16 protein-coding genes and 2 tRNA genes are annotated in these 19045 nt (G+C 71.3%); 8 read left to right on the top strand and 10 right to left on the bottom strand.

The window, feature by feature from the left end; all coding sequences use genetic code 11:
- Positions 1-115: 115 nt before the first annotated feature.
- Positions 116-1039 carry an iron-siderophore ABC transporter substrate-binding protein gene (locus tag OQ02_RS00005; RefSeq protein WP_033436122.1) on the bottom strand — a complete coding sequence of 308 codons (924 nt, stop codon included), beginning with the start codon at positions 1037-1039 and terminating at the stop codon, positions 116-118.
- 95 nt (positions 1040-1134) lie between these two features.
- Between OQ02_RS00005 and OQ02_RS00010 the strand changes: the two genes are divergently transcribed.
- Positions 1135-1219: transfer RNA gene (locus OQ02_RS00010), tRNA-Ser, on the top strand.
- 80 nt (positions 1220-1299) lie between these two features.
- On the opposite strand, the gene OQ02_RS00015 is transcribed toward OQ02_RS00010, so the two are convergent.
- Complete coding sequence (locus OQ02_RS00015; protein WP_033436123.1) at positions 1300-1722, bottom strand: nuclear transport factor 2 family protein; 423 nt, start codon at positions 1720-1722, stop codon at positions 1300-1302.
- A 321-nt stretch (positions 1723-2043) separates the two neighbouring features.
- On the opposite strand from OQ02_RS00015, the gene OQ02_RS40665 reads away from it, so the two are divergent.
- Complete coding sequence (locus OQ02_RS40665) at positions 2044-2667, top strand: hypothetical protein (RefSeq protein ID WP_156076816.1); 624 nt, start codon at positions 2044-2046, stop codon at positions 2665-2667.
- 72 nt (positions 2668-2739) lie between these two features.
- Here OQ02_RS40665 and OQ02_RS00030 read toward each other — a convergent pair whose 3' ends face one another.
- Together OQ02_RS00030 and OQ02_RS00035 are read right to left on the bottom strand one after the other, a co-directional pair.
- Complete coding sequence (locus OQ02_RS00030; RefSeq protein WP_156076817.1) at positions 2740-5190, bottom strand: endonuclease/exonuclease/phosphatase family protein; 2451 nt, start codon at positions 5188-5190, stop codon at positions 2740-2742.
- Positions 5191-5737: 547 nt separating this feature from the next.
- A complete protein-coding gene (locus OQ02_RS00035) occupies positions 5738-5989 on the bottom strand; it encodes a WGxxGxxG family protein (RefSeq protein ID WP_051771390.1) in 252 nt (83 codons plus the stop codon).
- Between the two features lie 281 nt (positions 5990-6270).
- Between OQ02_RS00035 and OQ02_RS00040 the strand changes: the two genes are divergently transcribed.
- Positions 6271-6355: transfer RNA gene (locus tag OQ02_RS00040), tRNA-Ser, on the top strand.
- Positions 6356-6585: 230 nt separating this feature from the next.
- On the opposite strand, the gene OQ02_RS00045 is transcribed toward OQ02_RS00040, so the two are convergent.
- Both OQ02_RS00045 and OQ02_RS00050 read right to left on the bottom strand, forming a co-directional pair.
- Positions 6586-7020, bottom strand: coding sequence for a nucleoside deaminase (locus OQ02_RS00045; protein ID WP_033436846.1), 435 nt, complete (start codon positions 7018-7020; stop codon positions 6586-6588).
- 23 nt (positions 7021-7043) lie between these two features.
- Positions 7044-7532 carry a tRNA adenosine deaminase-associated protein gene (locus tag OQ02_RS00050; protein ID WP_051771717.1) on the bottom strand — a complete coding sequence of 163 codons (489 nt, stop codon included), beginning with the start codon at positions 7530-7532 and terminating at the stop codon, positions 7044-7046.
- Between the two features lie 89 nt (positions 7533-7621).
- On the opposite strand from OQ02_RS00050, the gene OQ02_RS00055 reads away from it, so the two are divergent.
- The 5 genes from OQ02_RS00055 (at position 7622) to OQ02_RS00075 (ending at position 15186) form a co-directional block, all read left to right on the top strand.
- Complete coding sequence (locus OQ02_RS00055; protein ID WP_033436124.1) at positions 7622-8857, top strand: M20 metallopeptidase family protein; 1236 nt, start codon at positions 7622-7624, stop codon at positions 8855-8857.
- A 532-nt stretch (positions 8858-9389) separates the two neighbouring features.
- Entirely contained in the window at positions 9390-10340 is a 951-nt protein-coding gene (locus OQ02_RS00060; protein WP_033436848.1) for a prephenate dehydrogenase, read from the top strand.
- 9 nt (positions 10341-10349) lie between these two features.
- Positions 10350-12119 (top strand): fibronectin type III domain-containing protein, encoded by a 1770-nt coding sequence (locus OQ02_RS00065; RefSeq protein ID WP_033436125.1) that lies wholly within the window; start codon positions 10350-10352, stop codon positions 12117-12119.
- Positions 12120-12185: 66 nt separating this feature from the next.
- Positions 12186-13988 carry a fibronectin type III domain-containing protein gene (locus tag OQ02_RS46570; RefSeq protein ID WP_033436126.1) on the top strand — a complete coding sequence of 601 codons (1803 nt, stop codon included), beginning with the start codon at positions 12186-12188 and terminating at the stop codon, positions 13986-13988.
- A 13-nt stretch (positions 13989-14001) separates the two neighbouring features.
- Entirely contained in the window at positions 14002-15186 is a 1185-nt protein-coding gene (locus OQ02_RS00075) for a thiolase family protein (protein ID WP_033436127.1), read from the top strand.
- Between the two features lie 68 nt (positions 15187-15254).
- Here OQ02_RS00075 and OQ02_RS00080 read toward each other — a convergent pair whose 3' ends face one another.
- The 4 genes from OQ02_RS00080 to OQ02_RS00090 form a co-directional block, all read right to left on the bottom strand.
- On the bottom strand, positions 15255-15878 hold the full coding sequence (locus tag OQ02_RS00080; RefSeq protein WP_051771393.1) for a putative glycolipid-binding domain-containing protein: 624 nt from the start codon (positions 15876-15878) through the stop codon (positions 15255-15257).
- Positions 15875-16048, bottom strand: coding sequence for an antitoxin (locus OQ02_RS42060; RefSeq protein WP_081915302.1), 174 nt, complete (start codon positions 16046-16048; stop codon positions 15875-15877). The genes OQ02_RS00080 and OQ02_RS42060 overlap by 4 nt, the downstream gene beginning before the upstream one ends.
- 163 nt (positions 16049-16211) lie before the next feature.
- Positions 16212-17429, bottom strand: a complete 1218-nt coding sequence (locus OQ02_RS00085) for a Cys-Gln thioester bond-forming surface protein (protein ID WP_033436128.1) — start codon at positions 17427-17429, stop codon at positions 16212-16214.
- A 392-nt stretch (positions 17430-17821) separates the two neighbouring features.
- On the bottom strand, positions 17822-19033 hold the full coding sequence (locus OQ02_RS00090) for a DNA cytosine methyltransferase (protein WP_033436129.1): 1212 nt from the start codon (positions 19031-19033) through the stop codon (positions 17822-17824).
- Between the last annotated feature and the right edge of the window lie 12 nt (positions 19034-19045).

A 19045-nucleotide genomic window follows, 5' to 3' on the forward strand; every position in this document is an offset into this window, starting at 1 on the left:
GTGCGGTCGCGAGGGTGTCAATGTCGGTCGTCACAACCCGTACATCGACACCCTCGCCCCATATCTCCAGGTGCCTACCCCTTGGAATCAATCATCTAGCCGGCCCGACCCCTGCCTAGCCGAGTGCGGTGGTGAACAGCGGCACGGCGTGGTCGAGCGCGTAGGCCATGCCGAGCGACGAGCCGCTGGAGAAGGCGTTGACCAGGCTCTTGTCCTCCAGGATCAGCGCCTTCTCGTTCACCAGCGGGTTGGCCTTGAGCGCCGACGCGTCACCGCCGATGGGGAACAGCACGGTCAGGTCGGCGTCGAGCAGGTCCAGCCGCTCGGCCGAGATGTCCACGTAGAACGTGCCCGACGCCAGGTCTTCGACGTCCTTGCGCGGGGTGAAGCCGATGGCCTTCATGAAGTCCGTGCGGGCGTCACCGGAGACGTACGCGCCGAACTTGCCGTCGAAGTACGCGCCGACCACGGTGGTCTTGCCGTCGAACTTCTTGTTGGCGGCGAACTTCGCGTCCAGGTCGGCGATGATCTTCTCGCCCTCGGCGACCTTGCCCAGGGCCTTCGCCACCGACTCGACCTGCTGCCGCCACGTCGTGCCGTACGGGATGACGTCCTTCGGCGCGGCGATGGTGGGCGCGATCCGGGACAGCGTCTCGTGCTTCTTCTGGTCGTTGTCCGACCGGGTGTTGAGGATGAGGTCCGGCTGGAGCGCCGCGACGGCCTCGTAGTCGATCTCGGTGGTGCCGAGCAGCTTCGGGGCCTCCTGGTACAGCCCTTCCGCCCACGGGCCGACGCCCTTGCCGCCGAACGCCAGCCAGTCGCTCGCCCCCACCGGTCGCACCCCCAGCGCCAGCGCGGTCTCGGCGTCCGACCAGCCCAGCGCGACGACCCGCGTCGGCGGCTTGTCGATCGTCACGGGCCCGAACCGGGTGTCGACCGTGACCCCGGCCGCCGCCGGCTCGGTGCCCCCGCTGTCACCGCCACCACCGCAGGCGGCCAGCAGCAGAGCGGACAGGGCGACCACCAGAGCACGCTTCATTAGGCAAGCCTAACCGAACCAGCCGGTGACGGGCGCACCGTCCCGCCGACCACCCGTTTTGGGTCGCGCGCCGGCCCTCCGGTAGTCTCTGCGGCGGAGGATTCGCATAGTGGCCTAGTGCGCACGACTGGAAATCGTGTTGGGTTAACCCCCTCACGGGTTCAAATCCCGTATCCTCCGCAGACCAGAGCCCCGGTCACCGTCAGGTGACCGGGGCTCTGTCGTTCGCGGGGCTCCGGGGCCGGAGGTGGCCTCTGGACCTAGAGGTCCGCCTGGAAGGCTTGCGCGACCGCGAGGCTGTCCTCGTAGACGTGGTGCCGCGTCACGAGTCCGTTCTCGACGGTCAGGTGCAGGGCGAACCGCGACCGGTACTCACGACCGGTGGGCCGGGCCGTCTGGCGGATCTCACCCAAGACGACCGCGTGCTCACCGTCGATCAGGATGCGCTCGATCACGGTCCCCACCCGGTCCGGGACGTGGTGCTCGGCGATCTCGCGGAAGTGGGCGGCGGCGTCGGCACGAGTGGATCGGTGGCGGATCCACGGCGTTGCGGCACGGCCGTGCTCCCGCTCCGGCCAGTCCAGCTTCCAATCCGCCCCGTCGGCGTACATCTCGGCGATGCGGTCGGCATCCCCTTCGCCGATGCGGCTCAACAACTCCTCCACGACGGCAAGCGTCGACATGCGGTTCCTCCCCCAGAAGTGCTTGGTACGCCACCACTGTTCCACATGGACTCGGGGGAGCGGGCTCGAGCCACCGGGCCTACCTGGCGGCTACCCGTGGGAGGCACCCCGAGGGGAAGCAGACGGGCCGTCAGGGCGCTTCCCTCGCCCGCTCCGGCACAGCCGGTTGCCGCCTCCCGTGCGTCGCGGGGTTCGAAGCCGGTCTCGGCACGGCGACGTTCAGGTGCCGGGGCCCGGCTCGTTTTCTGGCCCAGTGCAACGCGGAGCATCACCGAACGCGTGTAACCAGTGATCAACTGTGACCACTGGGAGGACATGCTCATGAGGATCGTCAAGTCGGCTGCCACCGCGTCACTGGCCGTTGCGGGGTTGCTCGCCGGCACCGCCCTGGCACTGGCCCAGCCCGCGGCCGAGGTGGTCGCGAGTGGCGGACCGTCGTACTCCGCCACCACGTGGCACAACGTCAACGTCCGGATCTGCCCGTCGACGGCGTGCCTGCCCGCGGCGGGCGTCTACATCCCCGAAGGCACGACCGCGGGGGTCTACTGCTGGGTGCACGGCGAATCGGTCACGGACTTCGGCTACACCAACGACGTCTGGTTGAACGTCGGCAGGCAGGACGGCGGCACCCAGTGGTCCAGCGCCATCTACTTCGTCGGCGACGACTACGCCAACCTGCCCGCGGAGGCGCAGTGCTCGGACGCTCCCGCACCGCCGACCACCACCACGAAGCCGGTCCCGACCACGACCACCAAGCCTGAACCCACGACCACCACCAAGCCGAACCCGACCACCACGACCAAGCCCGAGCCCACCACCACGACCACGCCTCGGCCCACCACGACCACCAAGCCCGACCCGACCACCACGACCAAGCCCGAGCCCACGACCACCACCAGGCTCGAGCCCACGACGACCGCCGCGCCCGCGCCCGTTCGCAACTGACGCACCGGCGCGCACAACGGAAAACGGCCCCCTCGGACTTCGCGTCCGAGGGGGCCGTTCCACCGTCCTGGTCTACGACCGGGGGAGGTGTTCGACGAAGTCCTCCAGCTGGAACAGCAGCCGGTCGACGTTCGCGTTGCCGGTGCTCGGCCGCACCTTCACGACCTGCGGGTCGTGGTCGCTCGCCTGGTCGGCGAACTCGGCGTTGATGTGCACCACGTCGTAGCGGTACCGGGTGATGTTCGCGCTGATCAGGATGTGGTCGAGGGTCTGCGAGTTGCCCTCGAACACGTAGCTGTACCGCTCGGCCGCGGGCAGGGTGTCGATCAGGGCCACCACGTCGCCCCCGCCGGTCAGGGTCCGGACGGCCGGCGAGAACTGGTAGTCGTTGATGTCACCCGCGAGGACCACGTTGGCGCCCCGGTCGACCGCCTTCACCTGGTCCACGAAACCGCGCAGCAGAGCGGCCTGCTCGGCGCGCTGCACCTCGGAACCGCGCACGGGCTCCTGGTAACGACCGTGCATGGCCTGGTCGCCACCCTTGGAGGCGAAGTGGTTCGCGACCACGAACACCGTGCGACCGCGGAACTTGAACTCGCCGGCCAGCGGCTTGCGGCTGGACTCCCACGCCGGGTCGGCGGGCGCGATGCGGCCCGGTGACACGGACAGCGCGGCCCGGCCGTGCTCGCGCACCACCGACACCGCCGTGGTGGCGTCGCCGCCCGGACGGTCCACGAAGGACACCCGCGCCGGGTTGAACAGGAACGCCACCCGGATGTTGCCGCCCGGCTGGCCGCCGTCCTGCTTGTTCTGCGGGTCGATCTGACGCCACTGGTACCGCGGGCCGCCGGCCGCCGCGATGGCCTCGGTGAACTTGGCGTACGTCGCGTCCGCCGCCACGGTGCCGTCGTCGGTCGGGCCGTTGTCGTCCTGGATCTCCTCCAGCACCACCACGTCCGGGTTCTTCAGGTTGCCCACCACGGCGGCGGCGAGGCGGTCGAACTTGGCCTGGTCGTTGGTGGCGGCCAGGTTCTCCACGTTGTACGTGGCCACCGACAGCTCGTGAGCGCGCTGGCCGTCCGTGACCTCCGGCGTGATGCCGCCGGACACGTGCTCGCCGACCGTCTTCGTGGCCAGGGTGTAGCCGCCGAAGTTGGTGTACTCGACGTTGCCGACCGTCGCGCCGCGCCACACGTCGCCGACGTTGCTGGTCTGCGGGGTGGCGGCGGCGGGCTTGACCTTGATCCGGCCGCTGTTGGGCTGGTCGTAGCCGAGGTAGACCGTGCCGCCGCGCGGAGTCGGGTTCTGGGTCGGGTTGGCGGTGATCCAGCTCTCGCCGAAGCTGTTCGACGGGCCGACCACGCGGGCGTCGTCCACCTTGACGTACATGCCCTCGCGGGACTCGTAGTAGTCCTGGCCGTAGGTCGCCGGGTCGAGCGGGAGCGACTCGATGCTGCCGCCGCCCGCCGAGGGCAGGTAGCCGGCCGGCGGGGTCAGGGCCTCCGGCGCCGGCAGGGCGTTGCCCTTGGACTTCACGGTGACGGTGGCGCCGGTGATCTCGGTGAGCGTCTGGTTGGAGTTGCTCGCCGCGTCACCACCGGGCCGGTACTCGGCGACGGCGCCGGAGACCAGCACCTCGTCACCGGGCTCCACGGTCGGGGCGAGGGCGGCGGTGTAGACGAACACGCCCTCGCTGGTGCGCGGGTCGGCGTCCGGGGCGGTGTCCTGGATCCAGAAGCCGCGGTCGCCGAACGAGCGGGTCGCGGTGACGACGCCGGGGACGCCGGTGACCTTCTGGCCGACCAGCGGCGAGATGCGGGTGGTGCCCTGGATGTCGCGGATGCGCTTGTCGCCGGGCTCCGGCTCGGGGTCGGGATCGGGGTTGCCCGGCCCCTGGCCCGCGGCGTTGACCGGGGTCGGCGCGCCGACGGTGAAGTCGACCGAGTTGTTGTCGGTGTCGGTCAGCGCGGCGCGGGCGACGGAGGTCGCGTTGCCGGGGTTGGCGGTCGGCGCGGTCTCCCGGACGACGGTGGACGAGCCGTAACCGACCAGGTCGCGCACGCGCGTGTCGGCGGCGCAGTCCGCGGCGGTCTTGCAGGTCAACGCGGTGGTCTCGGTGACGAGGGCGATCGTGCCGCCGGAGCCGCCCATGGCGGTGGTGCCGGTGACGTCCGGGGTGGGCAGTTCGACGGTGCCGCCGGTGCCCTTGGCCTGGGCGACCAGGAAGCGGCCGGCGGGGGTGATCGAACCGGTCAGCGGGGTGACCTGCCACTGGCTGGTCGCGCTCGCACTGGCCGGCAGGTACTGCACGCTCCAGCCGGAGACGTCCACCGGCGCCGTGCCGGCGTTGGCCAGCTCGACGAAGTCCCGGGTCAGCGTCGCGCCGGAGTTGCCGCCACCGCCGTAGACCTCGGCGATGAGCGCGTCCGGACTGGGTGCCGCGAGGATCGGCGTCGCCAGGGCGAGCGTGACGGCCGAGGCGGCGGTGACCGCCAGTCCGACGCGGAGCGGGGTAGGTCTCAACGGGTCCTCCGGTATTTGGCGGGTGCGCGCATCCTCCCCGGATCGAGTGAACGGCGGAAGACACCGTCACTAACTGTTGACCCTTGCCAGTGAATCGAACGTGTGTTCGAGAATAAGGTAGGGTCATGGCCGTGCCTCCCGGTGGCCCTCCCAGCGCCGGCCCGGGGCACGGAACGCACGACAGGGGCGCCGACCCGGCCTGACGAGGCTCGGATCGGCGCCCGTGTGCGTCTACCGGTGTGTTGCCACCCGGTGCGCGTCTACCGGTGCGTGTGCTCGGTGCGCGGCGGCCGTCACCACCCCACGCGCACGTCACAGCAGGACGTTCAACAGCACCGTGAGGAGGACGGAGATCACGACGGACACCAGCAGCATCGTGAGGCAGCCGGCGCCGCCACCCAGGAACCGCACTTCCGTGTTCCCGAAACGCATGGTCCACCACCGGTCACGCTCGACGGTCGTCTCGCCGGACTTCTCGACGGTCTTGTCGACGGTCTTGTCGACGGTTTTGTCGACGACCGGTTGAACAGTCGGTCAGACGGTCGGCTCAGCGGTCGGTGGCGGTCGTGCGGTAGGGCTCGACGTGCTGCTTGCGACGGGCGAGACCGGCCAGGCCCAGAAGCCCGAGGAGGCCGAGCAGGCCCCAGTTGCCGCTGCCGCCGCCGTCGTCGTTCTGCTGCTCTTGCGCTGCCGCGACACCGGCGGGCACCACTGCCCCGCTCGTGTCCGCCATCGCCGGGGAACCCGCCAGCACCGTGCCGAGCACCGCCGCCACGACGAGAGTCTTCGCCGTCTTCATGTGCCGTCCTTCTTCCTTCACAGGTCCGACTTCTGCCAGAGCACGCGGATACCTTCACGCCGCCCGTCGAACCTCCCGCCACCGCGGCTCACCCGTCTGAATGAGCAAAATCCCCCGACGGTGCGATCTCCGCCGGCGATCTCCACCGGCGATCTCCACTGGCGATCTCCGCCGGGCCGGCGACGCCGTCGACCAGGGAGTACCGGGTGCCGCACCCACCCCGAACCGCCCACCCAGACCCCCGTTAGGTCCGGCTGCGGCGGTCTTGTATTGTTCTCGGCGGTGGCGTGTCCGAGCGGCCGAAGGAGCACGCCTCGAAAGCGTGTGAGGTGAAAGCCTCCGTGGGTTCAAATCCCACCGCCACCGCTGCTCAGAGCCCCGGTTGCCGATCATGGCAACCGGGGCTTTGACGTTCGGCGGGGCGGGCGCGATCGCCCAGAACCGGCATGGACCGGCATGGACCGGCATGGACCGGCAGCGGACCTGATCCGCGTCGCCGGTCAGGTCAGAGGTCGGGTCGCAGGTCGGGTCAGTCAAAGGTCGGGTCAGTCAGGGGTCGGGTCGCATGTCGGGTCGCACGCCCAGTCCGTGCCCGCTCACATGTCGGCGAAGAACGACTCCATCAGTGCCGCGCACCGGTCCTCCAGGACACCGCCGATCACTTCGGGCCGGTGGTTGAGGCGTCGGTCGCGGACCACGTCCCAGAGGGAGCCGACGGCTCCGGTGCGCGGTTCCCAGGCTCCGAACACGACGCGCGACACCCGGGCCAGGACCAGGGCTCCGGCGCACATCGTGCACGGCTCGATCGTCACGGCGAGCGTGCAGCCGGTCAGCCGCCAGCCGTCGCCGTAGGCCGCCGCGGCGGCGCGGAGGGCGAGGACTTCGGCGTGCGCGGTCGGGTCGCCGAGGGCTTCTCGGGCGTTGCAGGCCCTGGCCAGTTCGGTGCCGTCGGGTGCGTAGACGACGGCGCCGATCGGGATGTCGCCGGTCCTCGGCGCCTGAGCGGCGATGTCGAGGGCGGCTTCGACCATGGCCTCGTCCGGCACGTGAGCCGTCACGCCTGGATGCTGTCCAGCATCTTGGTGAACTCGTCGCCGAAGCCGCACCGCTGCGCGATCATCTGCAACTGCTCGTCCGGGTACAGGTCGACCTCGTCCACGATCACCTGCATCTCGTGCTGCGGCATGCCGAGGTCGGCGAGCACCGCGAGGTCGCCCTCCGGCCACAGCTCGTCGTCCTCCTCGTCGGGCGGGTCCACCCGGAGCAGGTCCAGGACGTCGGCGGCGATGTCGTAGTCGAGCGCCGCTGCCGCGTCGGACAGGAGCAGTGACACACCGCCGGGCACCGGGCGCAGGACGATGAAGAACTCGTCGTCCACCGCCAGCAACCCGAAGACGGCGCCGGTCGACCTCAGTTGGCGCAGTTCCGTGATGGCCGCGTCGAGCTCGGACAGGGCTGAGCTGTCCATCTTGCTGCACCGCCAGCGTCCGTCTTCACGGACCACTGCGACAGCGAAGCCGTTGACCGGCTCCTCGTGTGCCATGTGCACACCGTAGGGCCACACCCGGGTACCCGGTAGCACGGGGGCCTCGGCCACGGGCATGGGGGGCCGAGCGATGCCACTATCGTGGGATGAGCACAACTCTGCCGAACGCCCAGACGACCGTCCCCGAGCCCCGGTTCACCGGGTTGGTGGAGGCCGCCCGAGCCCTTCAGCCCAGGACAGTGGCGCTGCGACGGCAAGTGCACCGGCACCCGGAGCGGGGCTTGGACCTGCCCGAGACCCAGGCCGCGATCCAGCACGCGCTGTCCGGCCTGCCCGTCGAGGTGACCACCGGCAAGTCGAGTAGCTCGGTCACCGCGGTGCTGCGCGGCGGAAAGCCCGGACCGACCGTCCTGCTGCGCGGTGACATGGACGCCCTCCCGCTCCAGGAGGAGACCGGCCTGGCCTACTCCTCCGAGATCGACGGCGCCATGCACGCCTGTGGTCACGACACGCACGTCGCGATGCTCGCCTCCTCCGCTCGCCTCCTGTCGTCCCGCCGGGACGCGCTGGCCGGCCAGGTCGTGTTCATGTTCCAACCTGGTGAGGAGGGTCAGCACGGCGCGCGGCACATGCTCGACGAGGGCGTGCTCGACGCGGCGGGCACCCCGGTGGAGAAGGCGTTCGCCCTGCACATCACCTCGACGCTCCAGTCGGGCGTCGTCATCTCCCGGTCCGGCCCGACGATGGCCTCGATGGACACCTTCCACATCACCGTCAAGGGCCGGGGCGGTCACGGCGGCATGCCGCACGACGCGATCGACCCCGTGCCGCCCGCCGCCGCCATGGTCGGCGCGCTCCAGACGATGGTCGCCCGGCGGGTCAGCGTGCACCACCCCGCCGTGGTCACCATCGCGCGGATCGCCGCGGGCACGACCACCAACATCATCCCGGAGACCGCCCTGGTCGAGGGCACCATCCGGGCGCTGTCGGAGGACACCAGGTCACTGGTGCACCGCGAGCTCCAGCAGGTCGCCACGCACGTCGCCGCCGCGCACGGTTGCACGGCACAGGTGGAGATCGTGGCCGGCTACCCCGTGACGGTGAACGACGACGTCGTCGGCCCGCACGTCATCGACGTCACGGCGGCGGCCCTCGGCGCGCGATGGGCAGCCCACATGGACGACCCGCTGATGGGCGCGGAGGACTTCTCCTACGTGCTGCAGCGGGTGCCGGGCGCGATTGCGTTCCTGGGCGCCTGCCCGCGCGGGGTCGAACTGGCCCAGGCCGAGCCGAACCACTCCAACCGGGTGCTCTTCGACGAAGCCGCCATGGAGCACGGAGTCGTCGTCTACACCGCGTTCGCGTTGGACGCCCTGAGGTAACCGGCCCTGAGGTAGATGGAGCGGGAGCTGGAGTCGCTGGGGTTGGAAGCGCTGGGGCTGCAGGCGCACGGGCTACAGGCGCTGCGGTTGGTGGCGCTGCGGTACGGGGCACTGTGGCTGGAGTCGATGCGGTGACAGGCGCTCGGGCTGAAGGCGCAGGGGCTCTAGGCACTGGGGCTCTCAGCGCTCGGGCCGGAGACGCTTGGGCTGGAGGCGCTGTGGTGAAAGGCGCTGTGGTTGGAGGCGCTGGGGCTACAGGCGCTGCGGTGACAGGCGCTCGGGCTACAGGCGCTGCGGTCACAGGCGCTGCGGTCACAGGCGCTGCGGTTGGTGGCGTGGAGATACCGGGCGGTGGGGTTGGAGGGCTGGTCCGGGTGTTGTGGAGGGGCTGGGTCGGGGCTGTGGGGTTCATGGCCTCGACCTTGCCCAGTCCGGGGTAGGGGCGCGATGGGCGTTCGTTGATCTGTGGACAACTGCGGGGCCTGTGGACAGGTGGCGGGGAACCGCGGTCCGCGCCGGCAGGATGGGCGGTGTGCGAAGCGTCTGCGTGGTCGGGCTCGGGTTGATCGGTGGTTCGGTGTTGCGCGCGGCAGTGGCTGCGGGGTGTGTGGCTTGGGGTGCGACCGCTTCGGCGGCGGACGCCGAGGCCGCCCGGCAGGACGGCTACGACGTGGTCGACCTCGCCGAAGCCCTCGATCGCGCGCACGCGCAGGACGCGCTGGTCGTCGTCGCCGTGCCGATGCCGGCGGTGGAAGAAGTGCTGCGCGCGCTGCCCCAAGGCGTCCGCCTCACCGACGTGGTCAGCGTCAAGGGCCCGGTGGCCGACCTGGTCGAACGGGTCGCACCACACGCCCGGTACGTCGGCGGCCACCCCATGGCCGGTGCCGCCGCCTCCGGCTGGGCCGCGGGCCGCGGGAACCTGTTCGAGGACGCCGCCTGGGTCGTCACCACCGAGGACGAGGCCGACCTGGACGTCCTCACCGACGTCATCGACCTCGCCCTCGCCGCGAAAGCCCACGTCGTCCCCACCTCCGCCGCCGAGCACGACGCGGCCGTCGCCCGCATCTCCCACCTGCCGCACCTGCTCGCCGCCGTGCTCGCCAGCGTCGGCGCGGACGGCGGACCGCTGGCCCTGTCACTGGCCGCGGGCTCGTTCGGCGACGGAACGCGCGTCGCCGGCAGCCGTCCCGAACTCGTCCGCGCGATGTGCGAGGGCAACCGGAGCGCCCTGCTGGACGCCGTGGACGACGCACTCGGCAGGCTCGGCGCGGCCCGCGGTTCCCTCGCCTCCACCGGCGGCCTCGCCAAGACCATCGAAGCCGGTCACACCGCCCGCCTGGCCCTCCAGAACCCGCCGCCGCTCACCGACCTGACCATCGACCTGACCGCCCCCGACGCCCGCGCGACCCTGCGGCGGCTGGGTTCACGCGGAGGCCGGATCGTTGGGCTGAACGGCACAACCGCACGCGCGCGCACGCCATAGGGTGCTCCAGTGGAGCGGAGCAAACTCATCGCGCTGGTCGGGGGGCTGGTCCTCCTCGGCGGCGCGGTCGTGTTGCTGCGCAACGAATCCGCTCCCCCGGCGCCCAACGCGTTCGAGCGGTTCCTGGCCGACGGCGTCGAGTACGTCCCGGACACCCAACGGCCGACCCGCCCCTCCGACCTGACCCTCACCGCGCTGGACCGCACCAGCCTGCGCGCGAACTGGACCGCCACCGAAGGCCTCGGCTACGGCGGCTTCGAAGTGCGCTGGAACGGCAACACCCGCCTGGTCCAGGGCACCGAGACCGAACTGACCGACCTCGACGCGAACGCCGACGTCCTGGTCGAGGTCCGCGCGCTGGACGGGCTCGGCAACCGGTCCGAGCCGGCCACCGCGAGCGCCGTGCCCCGCCTCGCCTACGACGACACGTGGATGGACGGGCTGGTGGTGCCGACCGACGTGTTCGACGGCCCGGAGGCGCTGAACCCGCGCCGGTGGCGGGTGCTGGACGGCGGCGACACCGACTGCCTCGGCCTGCGCCCGCTCAACGGCAAGCGGCTGGAGATCAGCTGCGACCGCGTCGACCTGCAGTCGAACGTTCCGCTGCGGTTCGGCATGCCGCATCCTGACGGCGCGATCGGCCGGGTCGTGCTCGCCACCGATGGTCCGGCGACCGTCCGGCCGGGTGAGAGCGAGCTGGTGATCGCCCTGCTGCCCGAGCCGTTCGACGACCTCGGCCACCTGGCCGAACCGTTCCCGCCGGGCGCCGTCGTCCTGCGCATCTCCCCGTTCGGCGCGCGTTTCGACCTCCCCGGTGGCGTGCCGTCCGCCGACAACCCGCTGCCGCCGGGGTCCGGCACGTTCCCGCCGCCGACGCCGGGCGTCCGGCACCGCTGGGAACTGCGCGTGCTGCCCGACGCGGTGGCGGCGTTCCGCGACGGCGTCGAAGTGGCTCGAGCGCCGGTGGTCGTGCCCTGGACGGAGGCCTGGCCGCGGCTGGCGTTCCGGCTGGCGCAGCACACCCGGCTGGACATGTTCGGCATCGGCGGCGCGCCCGGCAGCCCGGTCCCCGCGTCCGTGGTGCCGCTCGGGCCGGGCGTCCGCGAGGACGGCGCGGCCTCCCTCGGCAACGTCCCGAGCCCGCGGCTGGACGGCGCGTCGTCGGTGCGCGTGGTCGCGTCCGTGGTCGCCGAACGAGCCGCGCCGATCACCGTGGAGCTGGGCACGCGGTCCGCGCCGGCCGTGTTCATGCCGCCGGACCGGGGGCTCCACCCGACCCGCGCGTCCGTCGTCTACGCCGACTTCCCGCTGCCGTCACCCGACCCGAACCCGAAGGTGCGGCTCCGGTCGGACGGCAACCTCACGGTGTACGCATCGCACCTGGTCGTCGCCGACGGGCAGGACGCCCGCCGCCCGCTGCCCCGGCTCACCGACCGCGCACGCCCCGACCCGGGGGTGCCCGCGCCGGCCGTCTCCGTGCTGCACGAGTCCGCGGGCGGCGTCACGTTCCCGCGCGGCGGCAAGGTGCGCGTGACGGTCGAGCTGCCCGACCCCAGGGCGCACGAGATCGCCCCGATCAAGGGCCTGGAGGTGGACCTCGACGGCGAGAAGGTCGTCACGCTGCCCACGAACGGGTCGGCCGGCGGGCGGCACGAGTTCCTGGTCGACCTGACCGACGTGTCCACGGGCCGCCACGACCTGGTGGTGCGGGTGCTCCCGGTGGACCAGCGGTGGGGCACGCGATCGCAGGAGCAGACGTTCGAGATCCGGCCGTTGTAGTGCTCGTTGGTCTCGGGTCCGCAACGACGTGGTGACGCCGGTCACCCCGGCACCTAGCTTGACTCAATGGACCGTCGCCGGATCGCCTTCATCGCCGCGGGCTTGGTGCTGTTCGCCGGGGTGATCGCGGTGCTGCGGACCACCGGTGCCGGTGATCCGGTCGCCGCGACGAGCGTGTCCGCGCCGCCGCCGACGTCCCTGGAGCCGTACGCGGCCGAAGGCGTGCTGGTGCCCGCGGCCGGCCCGCCGCCGGAGCAGCCGAACGGGTTGACCGTGACGTCCGGACCTCGCCGGTTGCAGCTGCGGTGGACCGGCGACTCGCCCGGCTACGAGGTGAAGTGGGGCACCGACCGGCTCGACCGGAGCAGGCTGGTCACGGACCACGTGGTCCAGCTCGACGGGCTGGAAGAAGAGCGGGACTACCAGGTCGAGGTGTCCGCCGTGGACGCGTTCGGGCAGCGGTCGTCACCCGCGAAGGGCTCCGGCACGACGCGGGCGGTGCGTTCCGGTGACTTCGCGTTGGAGGACCTGTTCGACCAGCCCGACGCGCCCGATCCGACGCGGTGGCGGTTGGCGTCGCGGGGTAACTGCGCGCGGGCCACTCCCGGGCAGGAGGACGACGGGCGGCGGTTGGTGCTGAGCAGCAACTGCGCGGCGGCTCCGGCGACGTTGCGGTCGCGGACGCCGTTCGTGCTGCGCGACGCGGACGACCTCGGCCGGTTCGTGGTGGAGACCGACGCGCCCGGCGGCGACGGCGAGCTGGTCCTGGACCTCGTGCCGGGGCCGGTGTCGCTGATCAGCGGTGACGCGTTGCCGCCGGACGCGGTGCGGCTGCGGGTGGCGACGAGTGCCGGTACGACGTCCGTGCAGGTGGTCGTGCCCGCCGGCACGCCGACGTCGGTGCTGCGCGCGCTGCCCGCGATGGAGCCGGGGATCAGCCACCGGTGGGAGCTGGTGCTGCGGCGTGACGGCGCCCGGGTCGTGTTCGACGGTGAAGTGGTGGCGACGAGCCCGGCCGTGCCGGCGTGGCGGGAGGCGACGGCGCTGGTGTCCGTCGCCGGTCCGACCGGGCAGCGGGCGGCGGTCAGCCTGATCGCGTTCGACGCGGCACCCGCTTCGGCTCCGGCCTGGGTGCCCGGCCCGCAGGTGGAAGTCGCGGTGGCGGTCGAACCCCCCGCGACCGAGCCGTTGGAGGCGTTGCCGGGCGTCACGGGTGGGCAGTTGCGGATGGCGTTGCTGCACACCGACTCGTCACCGGAGGCGCCGCCGTTCACGTTGTCGGTGGCCGGCGTGACGGTGCCGCTGCGTCCCGCGTCGCCGGGTGCGCCGTGGCGGCCGGCGGCGGCGTACCCGGTGGTGGCGGACCTGCCGGCGGAGGCGTTGCGGGTGAGGTCGTCGGGGAAGCTGGCCGTGACGTTGGTGACCGGGCTGCGGGTGCAGGCGACGCACGTGGACCTGGAGCTGACCGGCACGTCCTCGGGTGAGCGGCCCGAGGTGGAGCGGGAGCCGCTGAACGGGCGGGAGCGCGAGTTGGCGCGGGCGAGCGGCACGGTGCTCGACGCGAGCGGGCGGACCGTACCGGAGGGTGCGGCGGTGCAGCGCGGGCGGATGGTGTTCGACCTCGTGCTGGAGGGGCGGCCGGGTGAGGCGTTGGCCGGGCTGGCCGGGTTCAGCGTGCGGGTGGACGACGAGCGGGTGGCCATGGTGCCGACCGCGTCCGGCGGGCCCGGGATCGCGGGGCGGTACCGGTTCGCGCTGACCACCTCGGACCTGTCGCTCGGGCCGCACATGATCGAGGTGCGGATGTTCGGCACGTCCGGTGAGACGCGTTCCACCTCGGCTTACATCCCGTTCTTCGTCGGCCGGTGACAAGATGGGACGCATGTCGCGCCCCCTCATCCTCGACGCCGCCCGCACCCCGTTCGGCCGTTACCGCGGTGGGTTGTCCGGCGTGCGCGTGGACGACCTGGCCGCGTTGCCGATCGTGGAGCTGTTGCGGCGGCACCCGACGATCGACCCGGCGTTGATCGACGACGTGCTGCTGGGCAACACGAACGGCGCGGGCGAGGAGAACCGGAACATCGGCCGGATGGCGGCGCTGCTGGCCGGGCTGCCCACGTCGGTGCCGGGGGTGGCGATCAACCGGCTGTGCGCTTCGGGTGGCGAGGCGATCGTGCAGGCCGCGCGGGCGTTGGCGATGGGTGACGCTTCGCTGCTGGTCGCCGGTGGTGTGGAGGGGATGACCCGCGCGCCCTTCGTCGTGCCGCGGCCGGACAGGCCGTTCGCCGACCGGTTGGAGTCGGTGTCGACGGCGCTGGGCTGGCGGCTGGTGAACCCGCGGATGAAGGCCGAGTGGACCGTGCCGCTGGGGCGTGCGGCGGAGGACGTCGCGGTGGCGTTGGGGATCACGCGGGAGCAGATGGACCACTTCGCGCTGCGGTCGCACCGGCGGGCGTCGGCGGCGTGGGACGCGGGGGTGCACGACGGGTTCGCGTTCCCGGTGCAGCTGCCGGACGACTCGCCCGTGCGGCGGGACGAGTCCGTGCGGCCGGAGACGTCGGTGGAGCGGTTGGGGAAGCTGAAGTCGGCGTTCTCGGAGAGCGGGCCGGTGACGGCGGGCAACTCGTCGCCGTTGAACGACGGTGCGGCGGCGGTGCTGATGGGGACGGAGGCGACGGCGTCCTCGTTGGGCATCACACCATTGGGTGAATTCCTCGGATCGGCCGTGACGGCGGAGGAGCCGCAGCGCTTCACCCTCGCCCCGGTGTCCGCGATCCGGAAGCTGCTGGCGCGGTTGCGGATCGACGCGGCCGACGTCGGGCTGTGGGAGATCAACGAGGCGTTCGCCGCGATGGCGCTGTCGGTGCTGCACCACCTGCCGGAGGTGGACCGGGACAAGGTGAACGTGCACGGTGGGGCCATCGCGTACGGCCACCCGCTGGGCGCTTCCCTGCCGCGGGTGGTGGTCGACCTGTGCCGGCACTTGCGGGCCCGCGGCGGCGGCCTCGGCGTGGCGGCGGCGTGCGTGGGGGTCGGCCAGGGGATGGCGATCGCCGTCCGGGTCTGAGGACCTGAGGCTCTCGAGGCCTGGGGTCGCCGCTGTCGCCCGATCGAGCGACAGCGGGCCGGGAGCCGCTAGATGCGGTAGGCGATGCGGGGGTAGTCGACGACCAGGCCGGTGCGGTCGACGGTGATGTCCTGTTCGAACTCGCCGTGCGTGAAGGAGACGACCGCGCGGTCCTCGCCGACGGACACCGTGCGGTAGCGCTGGCGGACCAGTTGCACCGACAGGTCGGGCAGGGTCACGTAGACGACCGGGATCTCGTGGTCGCCCTCCTCCTGCTGGAGGTTGAGCCGGCGGATCGGGATGGCGTTGAACAGGACCGCGAACTGCACGTCCACGTCCACCGCGCCGTCGAAGTCCGCGCGCTCCGCGCCCTGGCCGGAATCGACCAGCCACAGGCCCTCCGACGAACGGCTGACCGAGATCTGCCGCTCCTCCGACACCGTGGACGTCCGCAGCAGCAGGCGGGTGACCGCACCGGTCTCACCCACCGACACCTCGAACGACCCGCTGAACTGCTCGGCCGGACCGGCGGTCACCAAGCGGCCCGAGGCGCGGAGCTTGCGCTCCGAGAGCAGGAAGCGGACCTGCTCCAGCCTGGGGACGTCGTAACCCTGCCAGGTCACCATCTGCGCGGCGGGCGAGCGGGTCTCCCCCGAGGGAGTGGCCCGCTCAGCCGTGTTGAACGAGTTCACTCTCCACCCGGAAGGATGTCCTTGGCCTTCTCGGCCACCATTTTGACCTGGTCCTCGTGGCCGAACCTGCCGGCGACGAACTCGGCGGCCTGGTCGATGCCCGCGTCGACCTTCTCGTGGTTCTCCTCGAGCAACTCGGACGCCTTGTTCTTGATCTCGTCGAAGTTCACAGGTGCTCCTTCGCACTCCTGACGCAGGCTACCCGAATCGACCTCGCGTCCCCAGCGGCAAACGGTACCTGCGGCGTTCGCGGGCGGACCACCACGACATCCCCCGGAAGAGGGAACGGCCCCTCGGGAGTCCCGAGGGGCCGTTCACCGTCGATCAGCGTGATCAGGCGGCGCGCTTGCGACGCAGGATCAGCAGTGCGGCGGCACCCGCGCCCAGCAGGCCGAGGCCGATCAGCAGCGGCACGAAGATCGACGCACCGGTGTTGGCCAGGTCGTCGTCACCGCCACCGGCAGCCGGGGCCTCGGTGGTGGTGGTCGTCGGCGCCTCGGTCGTGGTCGTCGTGGTCTCGGTCGTGGTCGTCGGCACCGTGGTCGTCGTGGTCGGGGTGACACCCTCGGCCCACTTGACCTTCGCCTTGTCCTTGACGTCGACATCAGCCGGCTTGGCGATCACCAGCGACTGGGTCTTCTTGCTCTTGTCCTGGGCCACGAACAACCGGCCGTGGTGGAGCTTCGCGGTGGCCGCGACGGTGAACTCGACCTCGCCGGGCTCGGTGCCCTCGGCGACCTTGACGAACACCTCGCTGACGCGGGTCTCGGCCTGCGCGCCCAGCTGACCGTCAGCGGCGACCTGGAGCGGGTTGCCGTCCTTGTCGGTGAAGGTGACGCCCTCGGGCACCTCGGCGGTGAGGGTCAGACCCTTGTCAGAGGTGGTGACGACCTCGAACGGGCCGATCAGCGCACCACCGGCCGTGCCTTCCAGCAGCTCCTGCTTGATGTCCAGCGTCGGCGCGGGCTCCTGGTCGAGGCCGACGTTGGCCTCACCGGTCAGCTTCTTGTAGACGGCGAGCACCTGGGCGTCCACGTTGTCACCCTCGACGGTGGCGTTGCCCTCGTTCAGCTTGGCGCCGTCGCTGTAGTGCCAGATCGCGGCCTGGGTGCCGGCGATCAGCGCGCTCTCCTCGATGGTCGGCAGGTCGAACGCGTCCTGCGCGGCCTCGACGTCGAGCGTGGGGTAGCTGTTGTGCAGGATCCAGTTGACGAACTTGGCGTTCGCCTTGAAGTCGGTGTCCTCGTTCGGGTGCTCGCCCCACGGCACCTCTTCGAGCGGCGTGTTGTCCTCGAGCGCCGTCGGCAGCTCGACGCAGTACGCCGTGGCGGTCTGGTCCTTGCCGTTCTCGATGATCTTCAGACCGATCAGCTCGGTGTGAACCTCTTTGTCCTTGCCTTCGAGGAAGATCCCCATGCCGTTGATGTCCGCGCCGGGGTGCGGCTTCACGATGACGGCGTCGGCAGCGGCGGGGAGCGCCGCGGTCAGCAGGACGATCGAGGCGCCGAGAATTGCTGCCCCGAGGCGCTTCGGAGTCAACCGGGATGCCATGTGTCTCCTTGAGGCTCGCTAGGTAGCCCGTTTGGTGTAGTTCAAGGCGGCGGACTGCCGAACGATGGAACGCCTCCGCGTGGGGTTCCGACATCGAGTCGACAGAATCGGCGGAACACTATCCGATTGGGCGACAGCGACACACACCCGGGCCACAATGTGCGGAAATCTGCCCTGACCAGCGGAAATAACACCAGGCGGTCCACTGTGGACGTCTTAACCCCGCCCATTCCGACGACGAAGCGCTGCGGTTACCCGTTTCGACCCAAGACGAAACGGAACGTCACTCACCTGTGGACAACTCGGTTTCCGCACTTCAACGGTCGGGTCCACAAAAGACACGTAATAAGCTCAAGTCCTCTTTCGACGCCACACCGTTGTAGAACGGTGATCTACGCGACCAGGGCGGACGACGTGACCGGCCTGATGTCGCCCACCCGCAACGACGTCCCCGGCAGGCACAGGTCGCGCGCCGTCGGCGGCTGACCGGTCAGCATCCACCTCACCAACGAGGCGAGCTGGAACGAGATCAACGGCGGCACGGCGTCACCCAGGTGCCGGTAGGCGTTGCCGATCACCGACACGTCGAACCGGAACCGGCGCGGGAAGCCCTGGAGCAACGCCATCTCCCGCACCGTGCACAACCGGTGCTGCTCGGGGTGCGCGTAACGGCCGTTGCCGACGTGGCCGCACTCGCGCTTGATCGTGCGCGCCGGCTCGTCCCACCACATCCGGCCGTACACGTCCGGGTGGGATCCCCACTTGCCCTCTTCGATGATCTTGCGCTGGGCCGGGTTCAGCAGCAGCTCCGACGCCGACCCGACCAGGTCGCCCCACGAACCACCGTCGGCCGGGATGGCCCGCATCCGGTCCAGCGAGCGGTCACGCCGGAACGACGGCGACACGTGCATCCCGTCGTCCGGGTGCACCTCCCCCGCGGCCACCGGCGGCAGCTTGCCGATCGCGCGCCGCACCGTCACCGCACCCGGCCGGACCTCCCAGCCCTCCCACAGGTCCTCCAGCGTGCGCAGCGGCACTCCGTCGTCGACCGCCACCACCAGCGCCCGCTCGCGCAGCTGCGGCAGGCCGAAGCGCGACAGCATGTGCGTGCTCGCGTCCACTTCGTACCCGAGCTCCAGCAGCTGCTCGGCCAACCCCTCCAGGTGGTGCCGCTGCTTGCCCTTGACCAGTTCGCGCGCGTTCTCCAGCACCAGCACCCGCGGCCGGAACTCGGCCACGTACGCCGCGACCCGGCCGACCAGCGAGTTGCGCGGGTCGTCCCGCAGGTGGTTCGCCGGGGCGATCCGGGTGAAGCCCGAGCACGGCGGGCAGGCCACCAGCACGTCCAGCTCACCGCGACGCAGGCCCCACACCTGCCGCAGCACGGCCGGGTCGAGCCGGCCCAGGTCCACCTGCAGCGGGTCGACGCCGATGTTGTCCCGGTAGATGCCGTTGCAGCGCAACGAACCCAGCCTGGACGACGGCTTGCCGATCTGCGCGTCGGCCGCGCCGACGATGGTGAAGTCACGGTGCGCTTGGAAGCCCATGCTCATGCCACCGGCGCCGGAGAACAGGTCGACGACGGTGAAGGCGGGTCGGGGCACCGCGTGATCGTA

Origin of the sequence: Saccharothrix sp. NRRL B-16314, from assembly GCF_000716595.1 — a bacterium.
In the GTDB taxonomy this organism is placed as follows: Bacteria; Actinomycetota; Actinomycetes; order Mycobacteriales; family Pseudonocardiaceae; genus Actinosynnema.

Bases quoted from the DNA above. Each gene is read 5' to 3' on its own strand.
- OQ02_RS00015 (WP_033436123.1), bottom strand. From the start codon at position 1,722: ATGTCGACGCTTGCCGTCGTGGAGGAGTTGTTGAGCCGCATCGGCGAA.
- OQ02_RS00035 (WP_051771390.1), bottom strand. From the start codon at position 5,989: ATGAAGACGGCGAAGACTCTCGTCGTGGCGGCGGTGCTCGGCACGGTG.
- OQ02_RS00075 (WP_033436127.1), top strand. From the start codon at position 14,002: ATGTCGCGCCCCCTCATCCTCGACGCCGCCCGCACCCCGTTCGGCCGT.
- OQ02_RS46570 (WP_033436126.1), top strand. From the start codon at position 12,186: ATGGACCGTCGCCGGATCGCCTTCATCGCCGCGGGCTTGGTGCTGTTC.
- OQ02_RS00050 (WP_051771717.1), bottom strand. From the start codon at position 7,532: ATGGCACACGAGGAGCCGGTCAACGGCTTCGCTGTCGCAGTGGTCCGT.
- OQ02_RS40665 (WP_156076816.1), top strand. From the start codon at position 2,044: ATGAGGATCGTCAAGTCGGCTGCCACCGCGTCACTGGCCGTTGCGGGG.
- OQ02_RS00005 (WP_033436122.1), bottom strand. From the start codon at position 1,039: ATGAAGCGTGCTCTGGTGGTCGCCCTGTCCGCTCTGCTGCTGGCCGCC.
- OQ02_RS00085 (WP_033436128.1), bottom strand. From the start codon at position 17,429: ATGGCATCCCGGTTGACTCCGAAGCGCCTCGGGGCAGCAATTCTCGGC.
- OQ02_RS00045 (WP_033436846.1), bottom strand. From the start codon at position 7,020: ATGGTCGAAGCCGCCCTCGACATCGCCGCTCAGGCGCCGAGGACCGGC.
- OQ02_RS00055 (WP_033436124.1), top strand. From the start codon at position 7,622: ATGAGCACAACTCTGCCGAACGCCCAGACGACCGTCCCCGAGCCCCGG.